Genomic DNA, 16805 nt, shown 5'->3' with positions numbered 1-16805 from the left:
GAGAGTGTTCTCTCAAAACTAGATAACAGGTGTGACATCATTCAAAAATATGGTTAAGTCCTCGATCGATTAGTATCTGTCAGCTCCATGTGTCGCCACACTTCCACCTCAGACCTATCAACCTGATCATCTTTCAGGGATCTTACTTCCTTGCGGAATGGGAAATCTCATCTTGAGGGGGGCTTCATGCTTAGATGCTTTCAGCACTTATCCCGTCCGCACATAGCTACCCAGCGATGCCCTTGGCAGAACAACTGGTACACCAGCGGTGCGTCCATCCCGGTCCTCTCGTACTAAGGACAGCTCCTCTCAAATTTCCTGCGCCCGCGACGGATAGGGACCGAACTGTCTCACGACGTTCTGAACCCAGCTCGCGTACCGCTTTAATGGGCGAACAGCCCAACCCTTGGGACCGACTACAGCCCCAGGATGCGATGAGCCGACATCGAGGTGCCAAACCTCCCCGTCGATGTGGACTCTTGGGGGAGATAAGCCTGTTATCCCCGGGGTAGCTTTTATCCGTTGAGCGATGGCCCTTCCATGCGGAACCACCGGATCACTAAGCCCGACTTTCGTCCCTGCTCGACTTGTAGGTCTCGCAGTCAAGCTCCCTTGTGCCTTTACACTCTGCGAATGATTTCCAACCATTCTGAGGGAACCTTTGGGCGCCTCCGTTACCTTTTAGGAGGCGACCGCCCCAGTCAAACTGCCCACCTGACACTGTCTCCCCGCCCGATAAGGGCGGCGGGTTAGAAGGTCAATACAGCCAGGGTAGTATCCCACCGATGCCTCCACCGAAGCTGGCGCTCCGGTTTCCAAGGCTCCTACCTATCCTGTACAAGCTGTACCAACATTCAATATCAGGCTGCAGTAAAGCTCCACGGGGTCTTTCCGTCCTGTCGCGGGTAACCTGCATCTTCACAGGTACTATAATTTCACCGAGTCTCTCGTTGAGACAGTGCCCAGATCGTTGCGCCTTTCGTGCGGGTCGGAACTTACCCGACAAGGAATTTCGCTACCTTAGGACCGTTATAGTTACGGCCGCCGTTTACTGGGGCTTCAATTCGCACCTTCGCTTACGCTAAGCGCTCCTCTTAACCTTCCAGCACCGGGCAGGCGTCAGCCCCTATACTTCGCCTTACGGCTTCGCAGAGACCTGTGTTTTTGCTAAACAGTCGCCTGGGCCTATTCACTGCGGCTCTCTCGGGCTTGCACCCTAACAGAGCACCCCTTCTCCCGAAGTTACGGGGTCATTTTGCCGAGTTCCTTAACGAGAGTTCTCTCGATCACCTTAGGATTCTCTCCTCGCCTACCTGTGTCGGTTTGCGGTACGGGCACCTCTCACCTCGCTAGAGGCTTTTCTTGGCAGTGTGGAATCAGGAACTTCGCTACTATATTTCGCTCGCCATCACAGCTCAGCCTTATGGGAAACGGATTTGCCTATTTCCCAGCCTAACTGCTTGGACGCGGATATCCAATACCGCGCTTACCCTATCCTCCTGCGTCCCCCCATTGCTCAAATGGTGAGGAGGTGGTACAGGAATATCAACCTGTTGTCCATCGCCTACGCCTTTCGGCCTCGGCTTAGGTCCCGACTAACCCTGAGCGGACGAGCCTTCCTCAGGAAACCTTAGGCATTCGGTGGAGGGGATTCTCACCCCTCTTTCGCTACTCATACCGGCATTCTCACTTCTAAGCGCTCCACCAGTCCTTCCGGTCTGGCTTCACAGCCCTTAGAACGCTCTCCTACCACTGTTCGAAGAACAGTCCGCAGCTTCGGTGATACGTTTAGCCCCGGTACATTTTCGGCGCAGAGTCACTCGACCAGTGAGCTATTACGCACTCTTTAAATGGTGGCTGCTTCTAAGCCAACATCCTGGTTGTCTAAGCAACTCCACATCCTTTTCCACTTAACGTATACTTTGGGACCTTAGCTGGCGGTCTGGGCTGTTTCCCTTTCGACTACGGATCTTATCACTCGCAGTCTGACTCCCAAGGATAAGTCATTGGCATTCGGAGTTTGACTGAATTCGGTAACCCGGTAGGGGCCCCTAGTCCAATCAGTGCTCTACCTCCAAGACTCTTACCTTGAGGCTAGCCCTAAAGCTATTTCGGAGAGAACCAGCTATCTCCAGGTTCGATTGGCATTTCACCCCTACCCACACCTCATCCCCGCACTTTTCAACGTGCGTGGGTTCGGGCCTCCATTCAGTGTTACCTGAACTTCACCCTGGACATGGGTAGATCACCTGGTTTCGGGTCTACGACCACGTACTCATGCGCCCTATTCAGACTCGCTTTCGCTGCGGCTCCGCATCTTCTGCTTAACCTTGCACGGGATCGTAACTCGCCGGTTCATTCTACAAAAGGCACGCCATCACCCGTTAACGGGCTCTGACTACTTGTAGGCACACGGTTTCAGGATCTCTTTCACTCCCCTTCCGGGGTGCTTTTCACCTTTCCCTCACGGTACTGGTTCACTATCGGTCACTAGGGAGTATTTAGCCTTGGGAGATGGTCCTCCCGGATTCCGACGGAATTTCACGTGTTCCGCCGTACTCAGGATCCACTCAGGAGAGAACGAAGTTTTGACTACAGGGCTGTTACCTCCTATGGCGGGCCTTTCCAGACCTCTTCATCTACCTCGTTCTTTTGTAACTCCGTACAGAGTGTCCTACAACCCCAAGAGGCAAGCCTCTTGGTTTGGGCTGATCCCGTTTCGCTCGCCGCTACTCAGGGAATCGCATTTGCTTTCTCTTCCTCCGGGTACTTAGATGTTTCAGTTCCCCGGGTCTGCCTTCTCATATCCTATGAATTCAGATATGGATACCACTCCATTACGAGTGGTGGGTTTCCCCATTCGGAAATCTCCGGATCAAAGCTTGCTTACAGCTCCCCGAAGCATATCGGTGTTCGTCCCGTCCTTCATCGGCTCCTAGTGCCAAGGCATCCACCGTGCGCCCTTTCTAACTTAACCGTTAAAAAGAATCACTATGTGATATCTTGTGTTACTAATTGAATGTGATGTCTACTGTTATCTAGTTTTCAAAGAACACGTTTCGAAGGAATGATCCTTCAAAACTAAACAAGACAGGGAACGTTCTGTTTATAAGACCCAAGGTCTTATATTCCGTATAATATCCTTAGAAAGGAGGTGATCCAGCCGCACCTTCCGATACGGCTACCTTGTTACGACTTCACCCCAATCATCTGTCCCACCTTCGGCGGCTGGCTCCTAAAAGGTTACCTCACCGACTTCGGGTGTTACAAACTCTCGTGGTGTGACGGGCGGTGTGTACAAGGCCCGGGAACGTATTCACCGCGGCATGCTGATCCGCGATTACTAGCGATTCCAGCTTCACGCAGTCGAGTTGCAGACTGCGATCCGAACTGAGAACAGATTTGTGGGATTGGCTTAACCTCGCGGTTTCGCTGCCCTTTGTTCTGTCCATTGTAGCACGTGTGTAGCCCAGGTCATAAGGGGCATGATGATTTGACGTCATCCCCACCTTCCTCCGGTTTGTCACCGGCAGTCACCTTAGAGTGCCCAACTGAATGCTGGCAACTAAGATCAAGGGTTGCGCTCGTTGCGGGACTTAACCCAACATCTCACGACACGAGCTGACGACAACCATGCACCACCTGTCACTCTGCCCCCGAAGGGGACGTCCTATCTCTAGGATTGTCAGAGGATGTCAAGACCTGGTAAGGTTCTTCGCGTTGCTTCGAATTAAACCACATGCTCCACCGCTTGTGCGGGCCCCCGTCAATTCCTTTGAGTTTCAGTCTTGCGACCGTACTCCCCAGGCGGAGTGCTTAATGCGTTAGCTGCAGCACTAAGGGGCGGAAACCCCCTAACACTTAGCACTCATCGTTTACGGCGTGGACTACCAGGGTATCTAATCCTGTTCGCTCCCCACGCTTTCGCTCCTCAGCGTCAGTTACAGACCAGAGAGTCGCCTTCGCCACTGGTGTTCCTCCACATCTCTACGCATTTCACCGCTACACGTGGAATTCCACTCTCCTCTTCTGCACTCAAGTTCCCCAGTTTCCAATGACCCTCCCCGGTTGAGCCGGGGGCTTTCACATCAGACTTAAGAAACCGCCTGCGAGCCCTTTACGCCCAATAATTCCGGACAACGCTTGCCACCTACGTATTACCGCGGCTGCTGGCACGTAGTTAGCCGTGGCTTTCTGGTTAGGTACCGTCAAGGTACCGCCCTATTCGAACGGTACTTATTCTTCCCTAACAACAGAGCTTTACGATCCGAAAACCTTCATCACTCACGCGGCGTTGCTCCGTCAGACTTTCGTCCATTGCGGAAGATTCCCTACTGCTGCCTCCCGTAGGAGTCTGGGCCGTGTCTCAGTCCCAGTGTGGCCGATCACCCTCTCAGGTCGGCTACGCATCGTTGCCTTGGTGAGCCATTACCTCACCAACTAGCTAATGCGCCGCGGGTCCATCTGTAAGTGGTAGCCGAAGCCACCTTTTATGTTTGAACCATGCGGTTCAAACAACCATCCGGTATTAGCCCCGGTTTCCCGGAGTTATCCCAGTCTTACAGGCAGGTTACCCACGTGTTACTCACCCGTCCGCCGCTAACATCAGGGAGCAAGCTCCCATCTGTCCGCTCGACTTGCATGTATTAGGCACGCCGCCAGCGTTCGTCCTGAGCCAGGATCAAACTCTCCGATAAAGTAGTTTGACTGACTACGCACATCGCTGTGCGATTTTTAAAAACTGAATTAACAGGTACGTTTTGTCTTGTTTAGTTTTCAAAGATCATTTTTTGTCCGCTTTGTTAAAGCAACTTTGTTAGTATACAATATCACTTCTTCAAAGTCAACAACTTTTTTAAAAAAACTTTTGGTGGAGCCTAGCGGGATCGAACCGCTGACCTCCTGCGTGCAAAGCAGGCGCTCTCCCAGCTGAGCTAAGGCCCCATAAAAATGGTCGGGAAGACAGGATTCGAACCTGCGACCCCATGGTCCCAAACCATGTGCTCTACCAAGCTGAGCTACTTCCCGATTTCCCATCTATTCTATTAAAAGATATGGCGCGCCCGAGAGGAGTCGAACCCCTAACCTTTTGATCCGTAGTCAAACGCTCTATCCAATTGAGCTACGGGCGCAAAACATAATGCCGAGGGCCGGACTTGAACCGGCACGGTAGTCACCTACCGCAGGATTTTAAGTCCTGTGTGTCTGCCAATTCCACCACCCCGGCGTGGATGGTATAGTTGGAGCGGAAGACGGGATTCGAACCCGCGACCCCCACCTTGGCAAGGTGGTGTTCTACCACTGAACTACTTCCGCAGACAGGATGTCCAGTTTTTCTAACTGTTATCCTATATAATGCGGGTGAAGGGACTTGAACCCCCACGTCATAAAGACACTAGATCCTAAGTCTAGCGCGTCTGCCAATTCCGCCACACCCGCGTAAAATGGTGAGCCATGAAGGACTCGAACCTTCGACCCTCTGATTAAAAGTCAGATGCTCTACCAACTGAGCTAATGGCTCTTCTACAAGAGACTTGAGTATTATATCATATAAAAGTGGTGCCGGCAAGAGGACTTGAACCCCCAACCTACTGATTACAAGTCAGTTGCTCTACCAATTGAGCTACACCGGCATAATGGTGGAGGATGACGGGCTCGAACCGCCGACCCTCTGCTTGTAAGGCAGATGCTCTCCCAGCTGAGCTAATCCTCCATAATTGCACTAACGTGCAATTGCTTGGCGGCGTCCTACTCTCACAGGGGGAAACCCCCGACTACCATCGGCGCTGAAGAGCTTAACTTCCGTGTTCGGTATGGGAACGGGTGTGACCTCTTCGCTATCGCCACCAAACAAATTGAGAGTGTTCTCTCAAAACTAGATAACAGGTGTGACATCATTCAAAATGTGGTTAAGTCCTCGATCGATTAGTATCTGTCAGCTCCATGTGTCGCCACACTTCCACCTCAGACCTATCAACCTGATCATCTTTCAGGGATCTTACTTCCTTGCGGAATGGGAAATCTCATCTTGAGGGGGGCTTCATGCTTAGATGCTTTCAGCACTTATCCCGTCCGCACATAGCTACCCAGCGATGCCCTTGGCAGAACAACTGGTACACCAGCGGTGCGTCCATCCCGGTCCTCTCGTACTAAGGACAGCTCCTCTCAAATTTCCTGCGCCCGCGACGGATAGGGACCGAACTGTCTCACGACGTTCTGAACCCAGCTCGCGTACCGCTTTAATGGGCGAACAGCCCAACCCTTGGGACCGACTACAGCCCCAGGATGCGATGAGCCGACATCGAGGTGCCAAACCTCCCCGTCGATGTGGACTCTTGGGGGAGATAAGCCTGTTATCCCCGGGGTAGCTTTTATCCGTTGAGCGATGGCCCTTCCATGCGGAACCACCGGATCACTAAGCCCGACTTTCGTCCCTGCTCGACTTGTAGGTCTCGCAGTCAAGCTCCCTTGTGCCTTTACACTCTGCGAATGATTTCCAACCATTCTGAGGGAACCTTTGGGCGCCTCCGTTACCTTTTAGGAGGCGACCGCCCCAGTCAAACTGCCCACCTGACACTGTCTCCCCGCCCGATAAGGGCGGCGGGTTAGAAGGTCAATACAGCCAGGGTAGTATCCCACCGATGCCTCCACCGAAGCTGGCGCTCCGGTTTCCAAGGCTCCTACCTATCCTGTACAAGCTGTACCAACATTCAATATCAGGCTGCAGTAAAGCTCCACGGGGTCTTTCCGTCCTGTCGCGGGTAACCTGCATCTTCACAGGTACTATAATTTCACCGAGTCTCTCGTTGAGACAGTGCCCAGATCGTTGCGCCTTTCGTGCGGGTCGGAACTTACCCGACAAGGAATTTCGCTACCTTAGGACCGTTATAGTTACGGCCGCCGTTTACTGGGGCTTCAATTCGCACCTTCGCTTACGCTAAGCGCTCCTCTTAACCTTCCAGCACCGGGCAGGCGTCAGCCCCTATACTTCGCCTTACGGCTTCGCAGAGACCTGTGTTTTTGCTAAACAGTCGCCTGGGCCTATTCACTGCGGCTCTCTCGGGCTTGCACCCTAACAGAGCACCCCTTCTCCCGAAGTTACGGGGTCATTTTGCCGAGTTCCTTAACGAGAGTTCTCTCGATCACCTTAGGATTCTCTCCTCGCCTACCTGTGTCGGTTTGCGGTACGGGCACCTCTCACCTCGCTAGAGGCTTTTCTTGGCAGTGTGGAATCAGGAACTTCGCTACTATATTTCGCTCGCCATCACAGCTCAGCCTTATGGGAAACGGATTTGCCTATTTCCCAGCCTAACTGCTTGGACGCGGATATCCAATACCGCGCTTACCCTATCCTCCTGCGTCCCCCCATTGCTCAAATGGTGAGGAGGTGGTACAGGAATATCAACCTGTTGTCCATCGCCTACGCCTTTCGGCCTCGGCTTAGGTCCCGACTAACCCTGAGCGGACGAGCCTTCCTCAGGAAACCTTAGGCATTCGGTGGAGGGGATTCTCACCCCTCTTTCGCTACTCATACCGGCATTCTCACTTCTAAGCGCTCCACCAGTCCTTCCGGTCTGGCTTCACAGCCCTTAGAACGCTCTCCTACCACTGTTCGAAGAACAGTCCGCAGCTTCGGTGATACGTTTAGCCCCGGTACATTTTCGGCGCAGAGTCACTCGACCAGTGAGCTATTACGCACTCTTTAAATGGTGGCTGCTTCTAAGCCAACATCCTGGTTGTCTAAGCAACTCCACATCCTTTTCCACTTAACGTATACTTTGGGACCTTAGCTGGCGGTCTGGGCTGTTTCCCTTTCGACTACGGATCTTATCACTCGCAGTCTGACTCCCAAGGATAAGTCATTGGCATTCGGAGTTTGACTGAATTCGGTAACCCGGTAGGGGCCCCTAGTCCAATCAGTGCTCTACCTCCAAGACTCTTACCTTGAGGCTAGCCCTAAAGCTATTTCGGAGAGAACCAGCTATCTCCAGGTTCGATTGGCATTTCACCCCTACCCACACCTCATCCCCGCACTTTTCAACGTGCGTGGGTTCGGGCCTCCATTCAGTGTTACCTGAACTTCACCCTGGACATGGGTAGATCACCTGGTTTCGGGTCTACGACCACGTACTCATGCGCCCTATTCAGACTCGCTTTCGCTGCGGCTCCGCATCTTCTGCTTAACCTTGCACGGGATCGTAACTCGCCGGTTCATTCTACAAAAGGCACGCCATCACCCGTTAACGGGCTCTGACTACTTGTAGGCACACGGTTTCAGGATCTCTTTCACTCCCCTTCCGGGGTGCTTTTCACCTTTCCCTCACGGTACTGGTTCACTATCGGTCACTAGGGAGTATTTAGCCTTGGGAGATGGTCCTCCCGGATTCCGACGGAATTTCACGTGTTCCGCCGTACTCAGGATCCACTCAGGAGAGAACGAAGTTTTGACTACAGGGCTGTTACCTCCTATGGCGGGCCTTTCCAGACCTCTTCATCTACCTCGTTCTTTTGTAACTCCGTACAGAGTGTCCTACAACCCCAAGAGGCAAGCCTCTTGGTTTGGGCTGATCCCGTTTCGCTCGCCGCTACTCAGGGAATCGCATTTGCTTTCTCTTCCTCCGGGTACTTAGATGTTTCAGTTCCCCGGGTCTGCCTTCTCATATCCTATGAATTCAGATATGGATACCACTCCATTACGAGTGGTGGGTTTCCCCATTCGGAAATCTCCGGATCAAAGCTTGCTTACAGCTCCCCGAAGCATATCGGTGTTCGTCCCGTCCTTCATCGGCTCCTAGTGCCAAGGCATCCACCGTGCGCCCTTTCTAACTTAACCGTTAAAAAGAATCACTATGTGATATCTTGTGTTACTAATTGAATGTGATGTCTACTGTTATCTAGTTTTCAAAGAACACGTTTCGAAGGAATGATCCTTCAAAACTAAACAAGACAGGGAACGTTCTGTTTATAAGACCCAAGGTCTTATATTCCGTATAATATCCTTAGAAAGGAGGTGATCCAGCCGCACCTTCCGATACGGCTACCTTGTTACGACTTCACCCCAATCATCTGTCCCACCTTCGGCGGCTGGCTCCTAAAAGGTTACCTCACCGACTTCGGGTGTTACAAACTCTCGTGGTGTGACGGGCGGTGTGTACAAGGCCCGGGAACGTATTCACCGCGGCATGCTGATCCGCGATTACTAGCGATTCCAGCTTCACGCAGTCGAGTTGCAGACTGCGATCCGAACTGAGAACAGATTTGTGGGATTGGCTTAACCTCGCGGTTTCGCTGCCCTTTGTTCTGTCCATTGTAGCACGTGTGTAGCCCAGGTCATAAGGGGCATGATGATTTGACGTCATCCCCACCTTCCTCCGGTTTGTCACCGGCAGTCACCTTAGAGTGCCCAACTGAATGCTGGCAACTAAGATCAAGGGTTGCGCTCGTTGCGGGACTTAACCCAACATCTCACGACACGAGCTGACGACAACCATGCACCACCTGTCACTCTGCCCCCGAAGGGGACGTCCTATCTCTAGGATTGTCAGAGGATGTCAAGACCTGGTAAGGTTCTTCGCGTTGCTTCGAATTAAACCACATGCTCCACCGCTTGTGCGGGCCCCCGTCAATTCCTTTGAGTTTCAGTCTTGCGACCGTACTCCCCAGGCGGAGTGCTTAATGCGTTAGCTGCAGCACTAAGGGGCGGAAACCCCCTAACACTTAGCACTCATCGTTTACGGCGTGGACTACCAGGGTATCTAATCCTGTTCGCTCCCCACGCTTTCGCTCCTCAGCGTCAGTTACAGACCAGAGAGTCGCCTTCGCCACTGGTGTTCCTCCACATCTCTACGCATTTCACCGCTACACGTGGAATTCCACTCTCCTCTTCTGCACTCAAGTTCCCCAGTTTCCAATGACCCTCCCCGGTTGAGCCGGGGGCTTTCACATCAGACTTAAGAAACCGCCTGCGAGCCCTTTACGCCCAATAATTCCGGACAACGCTTGCCACCTACGTATTACCGCGGCTGCTGGCACGTAGTTAGCCGTGGCTTTCTGGTTAGGTACCGTCAAGGTACCGCCCTATTCGAACGGTACTTGTTCTTCCCTAACAACAGAGCTTTACGATCCGAAAACCTTCATCACTCACGCGGCGTTGCTCCGTCAGACTTTCGTCCATTGCGGAAGATTCCCTACTGCTGCCTCCCGTAGGAGTCTGGGCCGTGTCTCAGTCCCAGTGTGGCCGATCACCCTCTCAGGTCGGCTACGCATCGTTGCCTTGGTGAGCCGTTACCTCACCAACTAGCTAATGCGCCGCGGGTCCATCTGTAAGTGGTAGCCGAAGCCACCTTTTATGCTTGAACCATGCGGTTCAAACAACCATCCGGTATTAGCCCCGGTTTCCCGGAGTTATCCCAGTCTTACAGGCAGGTTACCCACGTGTTACTCACCCGTCCGCCGCTAACATCAGGGAGCAAGCTCCCATCTGTCCGCTCGACTTGCATGTATTAGGCACGCCGCCAGCGTTCGTCCTGAGCCAGGATCAAACTCTCCGATAAAGTAGTTTGACTGACTACGCACATCGCTGTGCGATTTTTAAAAACTGAATTAACAGGTACGTTTTGTCTTGTTTAGTTTTCAAAGATCATTTTGTTCACTTCGTTCAAGCGACTTTATTATTATAACTCGTTGACTCAGTGAAGTCAATAACTTTTTTTAAGTTATTTTTTCGTTATCGCCTTGTTTAGCGGCAACGAATAATAATATACCACCTAGTAAATAATAGTGCAATAGTTTTTTTGAAGAAATACTAAGGAATTTAAAAAGAGCGGCATCCTTTCCCTATGGAGGATACCGCTCTTCTTTATTAGCGTTGTCTCATTTGCGGAAATAACAGCACATCGCGAATAGAAGGGGCATTCGTCAGCAGCATAACCAGACGGTCGATACCGATGCCTAAACCTCCTGTTGGCGGCATACCGTATTCCAGAGCTTCAACAAAGTCTTCATCCATTAGATGAGCTTCATCATTACCGGCTTCACGCTCTTTTAATTGCGCTTCAAAGCGTTCTCTTTGATCAATAGGATCATTCAGCTCTGTAAACGCGTTGGCATGTTCACGGCCAACGATAAACAGCTCAAAACGGTCTGTAAAACGCGGGTCCTCAGGGTTTTTCTTAGCAAGAGGAGAAATTTCTACAGGATGCCCGTAAATAAACGTTGGCTGAATAAGCGTTTCTTCAATTTTTTGTTCGAAGAATTCGTTGATGATATGCCCTACTGTCATAGAATCTTTAATTTCTACTCCATGTTCTTTTGCATATTCACGCGCCTGCTCAACAGTAACCTCTTCCCAGAAATCAACGCCGGTCGCTTCTTTGACTGCGTCAACCATATGGATTCTTTTCCACTCCGGTTTAAGGTCGATTTGCTCTTCCCCGTATTGAATCGTAGTTGTGCCAAGCACTTCTTGGGCGATATGAGCGACAAGGTTTTCAGTTAAGCTCATGATATCTTTATAGTCCGCATATGCTTCATATAACTCAATCATTGTAAATTCAGGGTTATGGCGTGTTGAGACACCTTCGTTACGGAAAACACGGCCGATTTCATATACTTTTTCTAAACCGCCGACAATTAGGCGTTTTAGGTGCAGTTCGATAGCAATACGCATATAGAGTGGAATGTCTAACGCGTTGTGGTGAGTGATAAACGGACGTGCAGAAGCTCCCCCAGGAATGCTGTGCATTGTAGGTGTTTCTACTTCTAAGTATCCATGATCATCAAGGTATCTTCTCATAGCTTGAATGATCTTGCTTCGTGTAATGAATGTATGTTTGCTGTCTGGGTTTACGATAAGATCCAGGTAACGCTGACGGTAGCGCTGCTCAACGTCTTTTAAACCATGGTATTTGTCAGGAAGCGGACGAAGCGCTTTTGTCAGCAATTCAAAGGAAGTTGCTTTAACAGACAATTCGCCTACATTTGTTTTGAAGACTTTTCCGGTTACACCGATAAGATCACCGAGGTCAGAAGACTTGAAGATTTCATATTGGTCGTCACCGACACTGTCTTTTCTTACGTAGATTTGGATTTGGCCTTCTAAATCCTGAAGATGGGCAAAGCCGGCTTTTCCTTTTCCGCGTTTTGTCATCATTCGGCCTGCGATTGTAACTTCAATCGCTTTTTCTTCTAACTCTTCTTTGGTTAGATCTTGATATGCCGAAATAACTTCTTGAGACTGATGAGTTCTTTCAAAACGTGCGCCGAATGGATCGATGCCGTTATCTCTCAGCTGATTCATTTTATCGCGTCTGACTTGCAGCTGATCATTCAATTCTTCATGGTTATGCTCTTCTTGACTCATTGTTATCACTCCATTACAGATATTGTTTCATGAAAAAAGCAGAAAAACTGCCAGCGTAAAACTAGCAGTGAGCAGCAAATAGAGGTAAGTATTATCCTACTTTTGCATTTTGAAGCTCTTTTGCCTCAACTTCAACCGTAAATGCATCTAAAAGCTGTACAAACTCTTCTCTCGTCTCGCAATGATTGATTTCATTACGAACGTTCGCATTGCCTTTTACGCCTTTCAGATACCATGCAGCGTGCTTTCTCATTTCTCTTACCGCTACGTTTTCACCTTTTAAGTCAATCAGACGGTCAAGATGCAGTTTGCATACGGCCATTTTTTCGCGTACTTGCGGCTCTTCTTTTAATTCACCTGTTTCAAGATACTGAACCGTACGGTAAATCATCCACGGGTTGCCCAATGCAGCGCGTCCGATCATCACCCCGTCTACTCCTGTCTCATCGAGCATACGCTTAGCATCCTGCGGTGTCTTAACATCGCCGTTTCCGATAACCGGAATCGATACTGATTGTTTTACTTCTTTGATGATATCCCAGTTTGCCGTTCCTTCGTACATCTGCACTCTCGTACGGCCGTGAAGTGCCACTGCTTTACCGCCCGCACGTTCTACAGCCTGTGCATTTTTCACTGCGAAAATGTGGTCTTCATCCCAGCCCATTCTCATTTTCACTGTAACTGGTTTATTAACAGCATCCACTACTGCAGAAACCATTTCGTAAATCTTATCAGGGTCGAGAAGCCATTTGGCTCCCGCATCGCATTTTGTAATCTTCGGCACGGGACATCCCATGTTAATATCAATGATATCAGCAGTTGTGTTTTGGTCTACAAACTTCGCCGCTTCCACAAGGGTTTCCTTTTTTCCTCCGAAAATTTGAAGGCTGAGTGGTTTCTCACGTTCATCGATATAAAGCATACCCATTGTTCTTGCATTGTTGTAAAGGATCGCTTTGTCACTGACCATTTCAGCGCATACCAATCCGGCTCCGAATTCCTTTACAGTCAATCTGAACGCAGAGTTGCAGACACCAGCCATAGGTGCGAGCACAACCCGGTTTTTCAATTGAATATCTCCGATTTTGAACAATTTTTCTCCTCCTTTCATTTGTTCTATTTTTCTGGCGGCGCCAATTCGTCCGCACTTATATTTAAAACATCTGCTGCATCTTGAATGATGGCAGCTGACGGCAATCGGTTTCCGCGTTCAATTTCGCCGAGAATAGAAACTGATATACCTAATGCTTTTGCAAATCCTTCTTGAGTATAACCTTTCAGCTTTCTGAATGCACGAATTCGTCTACCCCAGATTTCTGCTTCCATACTCTTACACCTTCTTGGTCTGTTTCGGCGTTTGTAGCCTCTTTTTCAACCTGCTGGCAAATTTCCGCAAGAGGCGCAAGGACAAACAAACGCTCATACATTCTCGGATGCGGAACAATTAGTTGCTCTGTTTCAATATTTTCACGATTAAATAACAAAATGTCAAGGTCTGCCGTCCGCGGCCCCCATCTTACTTCCCTTGTTCTGCCTAATTCATTTTCTATCTGCTGCGTCAGTTCAAGGAGTTCAAAAGGGTTCAGTGATGTCTTGATTTCAACAGCCATATTCAAAAATTCAGCTTGGTCTTCGTATCCGACCGGGTCAGTTTCGTAAATAGACGACACTTTAGTGACTGTCACCGCAGCATGCTGATGCAGTAAAGCCACTGCTTGCCTTAAATACGTTTCTCTATCTCCAATATTAGATCCAAGTGCAATATAAGCTATGTTGTTCATGACTTTTTTCTCGTAATTTCAATTGCTACTGATTTATAGTGTCCGGGAATTGGCGGGTCTGGCTTAATCACTTTCACCGTACATTGCTGAACAGGCTGAAATTTTTCGAGAACAGTGCCAGCAATACGTTCCGCCAGCGTTTCTACCAATTTTACAGGCTCCCCTTCCACGATATCTTTACATACGTGATAGAGCTCAGCATAGTTGATCGTTTGCTCAAGGTCGTCTGTTTGTCCAGCTTTGCTCAAATCCAGCTCAGCAGTTAAATCGACTTTAAACCGCTGGCCAAGCTTGTTTTCTTCTTTGAACACACCGTGATATCCGTAAAACTCCATACCTTCTACATAAACTTTATCCATGGTACACCCCTCCCTTATTCAGCATCGCGTCCATCATTTTCGCCATTCTGGCAATTTGCTTTACATCATGGACCCTGACAATGTCACAGCCTTTTTGAATGCCGAGACACACAGTCGCGCCTGTGCCCTCAGCCCGCTCCTCAGGCGGAAGATCCAGAACACGTCCGATGAATCTTTTTCGGGAGGTTGCCAGAAGAACCGGATATCCCAACCCGCTGAAAATCTCTAGTTTGTTCATCACTGCCAGGTTATCGTGATAGGTTTTCGCGAAACCGATACCGGGATCAAGAATAATGTTCTTCTCGTCTACTCCGGCCTCAACAGCAATTTTTACACTCTCCATTAAGTCCGACAGCATATCCGGCAATAAGTCATTGTAGTTTCTTTCAGGGCGGTTATGCATGAGAACAATTGGAACATTATGTTCAGCTGCAACGGAAGCCATCTCCGGATCATGTTTGGCTCCCCAAATATCATTGATAATGGATGCGCCGGCTTTCACTGCTTCATCTGCGACAGAAGCCTTGTACGTGTCTACAGAAATAGGAACACCAAGCTCTTTCGTAATCCGCTCAATCACCGGAATGACTCTGGACATCTCCTCATCCTCAGATACGCACTCAGCGCCAGGCCTTGTCGATTCCCCTCCGATATCAATGATATGGGCACCATCATCGATCATCTCTTTCGCGTGCAGCAGCGCCTTGTCCAAGCTGTCATATTTTCCGCCGTCCGAGAAAGAGTCAGGCGTTACGTTTAAAATTCCCATCACCAGCGTCTTCTCTTTATATGATAAAGCACTGGGCTTAGTGTGGATTACTTGTGTTTGATCTATTGTGTGCTGCGCCATGCTCTTCCTCCCTTTTCATGAATCATGTTCTTTATTTCTTTTTTGTATAACAATTGAAGAGCGGAGGTTGCTTCTCCGCTTTGGCTTCCATAGTTTACTTCTTCTATTTTAGTAAACGGGATGATTTCAAGAACCGAGTTCGTCATCCACGCTTCGTCAGCTGTCAAGAGAGCTTCTAGCTCATATCGGCCCGTTTTGAGCTCCAGGCCGATATTCTTTGCATTTTCTATGATAAAACGTCTCGTGACGCCGTCCAGAATACCGGTATCAAGCGATGGCGTATAGATACAGCGACCTTTTCTCCAGAAGACATTAGATATGATACCCTCTGCAACAGCTCCATCCTCCGTTAGGAAAATTCCCTCGACACGCGGATCATTTCCAATTTCCCGTTTCGCATACATATTATTTAAATAATGATGAGATTTTAACCGGAACGACCCCTCAGGAGTGTTTCTCCGTATCGATAAAATCTTCCCTTCTTTTTGCAAAGGAAGACTTTCTGGTTTCAGCTGATTCACAAAGCATAAAACGGTCGGCTTATCGTACGTCTGGGCGACAAAACCTTTATCGCTGATCCCCGCTGATATGTTCAGTCTGACGCGGGCATTGCCATCCTTGATATCATTTAGCTTAAGCAGCTTGTCCAGCATCTCAAGGATCTCATGCTTTGAAACAGTATATTCGATTTGCAGATCCTTAAGTGCGCGTTCAAGCCGTTCTATATGCCAATCAAGCAGAAACGGGCAGCCTTCGTAGAGCCTGAAGGTTTCGAAAACACCGATCCCATATAAAAACCCATGGTCAAAAGGAGAAAGAACTGCATCTTTCTCCTCCATATACCGGCCGTTTACATATATCATCACGCAATAACTTCCTTGCGGTATGTCTCAATAAAATTTCTGAGCATTTCTTTCCCAAAGGAGGTCATAATAGACTCTGGGTGAAATTGCACGCCCTCTATCGGGAGGTCATTGTGGCGAATAGCCATGATTTCTCCTTCTTTCGTTTGTGCTGTTACTGTAAAACAGCTTGGCAGCGTCTCAGGTTTTACGATCAGCGAGTGGTATCGCGTCGCAACAAGGGGATTTTTCAACCCTTCAAAAATGGTCTTGCCGTCATGCTCGATATCCGAGGTTTTCCCGTGCATAAGCCGTTCTGCCCTAACAACATCACCACCGAACACTTGTGCGATGGACTGATGTCCGAGACATACACCGAAAATAGGAATTTTCCCTGCGAAATGTTTAATTGCTTCGAGGCTGATTCCCGCCTCATCAGGGCTGCACGGTCCGGGAGATATCATCAGAAAGTCCGGAGACAGTTCTTCAATTTCTTCGATTGTGATGCTGTCATTGCGTTTCACAACCAGCTCTTCCCCAAGCTCGCCCAAATACTGTACCAAGTTGTACGTGAATGAATCGTAGTTATCAATCATTAAAATCATTTCTCCG

General features: G+C 49.4%; 8 protein-coding genes, 9 tRNA genes and 5 rRNA genes. All 22 read right to left on the bottom strand.

Annotated features, from left to right (window positions below; translation table 11 throughout):
• Positions 1 to 49: 49 nt before the first annotated feature.
• A 23S ribosomal RNA gene (locus tag AC0OMA_RS00595) occupies positions 50 to 2977 on the bottom strand.
• A gap of 170 nt (positions 2978 to 3147) precedes the next feature.
• Positions 3148 to 4697: ribosomal RNA gene (locus AC0OMA_RS00590) — 16S ribosomal RNA — on the bottom strand.
• A 171-nt stretch (positions 4698 to 4868) separates the two neighbouring features.
• Positions 4869 to 4944, bottom strand: a tRNA-Ala gene (locus tag AC0OMA_RS00585).
• Between the two features lie 7 nt (positions 4945 to 4951).
• A tRNA-Pro gene (locus AC0OMA_RS00580) sits at positions 4952 to 5028 on the bottom strand.
• A gap of 27 nt (positions 5029 to 5055) precedes the next feature.
• A tRNA-Arg gene (locus tag AC0OMA_RS00575) sits at positions 5056 to 5132 on the bottom strand.
• 9 nt (positions 5133 to 5141) lie between these two features.
• A tRNA-Leu gene (locus AC0OMA_RS00570) sits at positions 5142 to 5227 on the bottom strand.
• Between the two features lie 14 nt (positions 5228 to 5241).
• Positions 5242 to 5316: transfer RNA gene (locus AC0OMA_RS00565), tRNA-Gly, on the bottom strand.
• A gap of 40 nt (positions 5317 to 5356) precedes the next feature.
• Positions 5357 to 5439 (bottom strand) — tRNA-Leu (locus AC0OMA_RS00560).
• Positions 5440 to 5445: 6 nt separating this feature from the next.
• Positions 5446 to 5521, bottom strand: a tRNA-Lys gene (locus AC0OMA_RS00555).
• A gap of 36 nt (positions 5522 to 5557) precedes the next feature.
• Positions 5558 to 5633 (bottom strand) — tRNA-Thr (locus AC0OMA_RS00550).
• 4 nt (positions 5634 to 5637) lie between these two features.
• A tRNA-Val gene (locus AC0OMA_RS00545) sits at positions 5638 to 5713 on the bottom strand.
• 22 nt (positions 5714 to 5735) lie between these two features.
• Positions 5736 to 5851, bottom strand: a 5S ribosomal RNA gene (gene rrf, locus AC0OMA_RS00540).
• A 54-nt stretch (positions 5852 to 5905) separates the two neighbouring features.
• Positions 5906 to 8833, bottom strand: a 23S ribosomal RNA gene (locus tag AC0OMA_RS00535).
• A gap of 170 nt (positions 8834 to 9003) precedes the next feature.
• Positions 9004 to 10553, bottom strand: a 16S ribosomal RNA gene (locus AC0OMA_RS00530).
• Together the 16S, 23S and 5S rRNA genes with 9 tRNA genes alongside form the textbook arrangement of a ribosomal RNA operon.
• A 308-nt stretch (positions 10554 to 10861) precedes the next feature.
• The gene (gene lysS, locus AC0OMA_RS00525) at positions 10862 to 12361 is read right to left on the bottom strand and encodes a lysine--tRNA ligase (protein ID WP_003226674.1); all 1500 of its coding nucleotides are present in this window, start codon (positions 12359 to 12361) and stop codon (positions 10862 to 10864) included.
• A 91-nt stretch (positions 12362 to 12452) separates the two neighbouring features.
• Positions 12453 to 13454, bottom strand: a complete 1002-nt coding sequence (gene dusB, locus AC0OMA_RS00520; protein ID WP_014475588.1) for a tRNA dihydrouridine synthase DusB — start codon at positions 13452 to 13454, stop codon at positions 12453 to 12455.
• Positions 13455 to 13477: 23 nt separating this feature from the next.
• A complete protein-coding gene (locus tag AC0OMA_RS00515; RefSeq protein WP_003226678.1) occupies positions 13478 to 13687 on the bottom strand; it encodes a helix-turn-helix domain-containing protein in 210 nt (69 codons plus the stop codon).
• Entirely contained in the window at positions 13639 to 14142 is a 504-nt protein-coding gene (folK, locus tag AC0OMA_RS00510) for a 2-amino-4-hydroxy-6-hydroxymethyldihydropteridine diphosphokinase (protein ID WP_015482701.1), read from the bottom strand. Before folK ends, AC0OMA_RS00515 begins: the two co-directional genes overlap by 49 nt.
• Entirely contained in the window at positions 14139 to 14501 is a 363-nt protein-coding gene (gene folB, locus AC0OMA_RS00505; RefSeq protein ID WP_014478613.1) for a dihydroneopterin aldolase, read from the bottom strand. Before folB ends, folK begins: the two co-directional genes overlap by 4 nt.
• Positions 14494 to 15351: a dihydropteroate synthase gene (gene folP, locus AC0OMA_RS00500; RefSeq protein ID WP_015482700.1), complete on the bottom strand. Its 858-nt coding sequence runs from the start codon at positions 15349 to 15351 to the stop codon at positions 14494 to 14496. Before folP ends, folB begins: the two co-directional genes overlap by 8 nt.
• Complete coding sequence (pabC, locus tag AC0OMA_RS00495; protein ID WP_015482699.1) at positions 15333 to 16214, bottom strand: aminodeoxychorismate lyase; 882 nt, start codon at positions 16212 to 16214, stop codon at positions 15333 to 15335. Before pabC ends, folP begins: the two co-directional genes overlap by 19 nt.
• The gene (gene pabA / locus AC0OMA_RS00490) at positions 16214 to 16798 is read right to left on the bottom strand and encodes an aminodeoxychorismate/anthranilate synthase component II (protein ID WP_014475585.1); all 585 of its coding nucleotides are present in this window, start codon (positions 16796 to 16798) and stop codon (positions 16214 to 16216) included. Before pabA ends, pabC begins: the two co-directional genes overlap by 1 nt.
• Positions 16799 to 16805: the final 7 nt, after the last annotated feature.

This window comes from Bacillus sp. AMCV2, from assembly GCF_056033925.1.
The sequence above is the reverse complement of the archived record's forward strand: the minus strand, read 5'-3'. Positions and strand labels throughout refer to the sequence as shown.

What these genes read in the sequence shown, in the direction of transcription:
- lysS (WP_003226674.1), bottom strand. Translation starts at nt 12,361, where the DNA reads ATGAGTCAAGAAGAGCATAACCATGAAGAATTGAATGATCAGCTGCAA.
- folB (WP_014478613.1), bottom strand. Translation starts at nt 14,501, where the DNA reads ATGGATAAAGTTTATGTAGAAGGTATGGAGTTTTACGGATATCACGGT.
- folK (WP_015482701.1), bottom strand. Translation starts at nt 14,142, where the DNA reads ATGAACAACATAGCTTATATTGCACTTGGATCTAATATTGGAGATAGA.
- pabC (WP_015482699.1), bottom strand. Translation starts at nt 16,214, where the DNA reads ATGATATATGTAAACGGCCGGTATATGGAGGAGAAAGATGCAGTTCTT.
- folP (WP_015482700.1), bottom strand. Translation starts at nt 15,351, where the DNA reads ATGGCGCAGCACACAATAGATCAAACACAAGTAATCCACACTAAGCCC.
- pabA (WP_014475585.1), bottom strand. Translation starts at nt 16,798, where the DNA reads ATGATTTTAATGATTGATAACTACGATTCATTCACGTACAACTTGGTA.
- AC0OMA_RS00515 (WP_003226678.1), bottom strand. Translation starts at nt 13,687, where the DNA reads ATGGAAGCAGAAATCTGGGGTAGACGAATTCGTGCATTCAGAAAGCTG.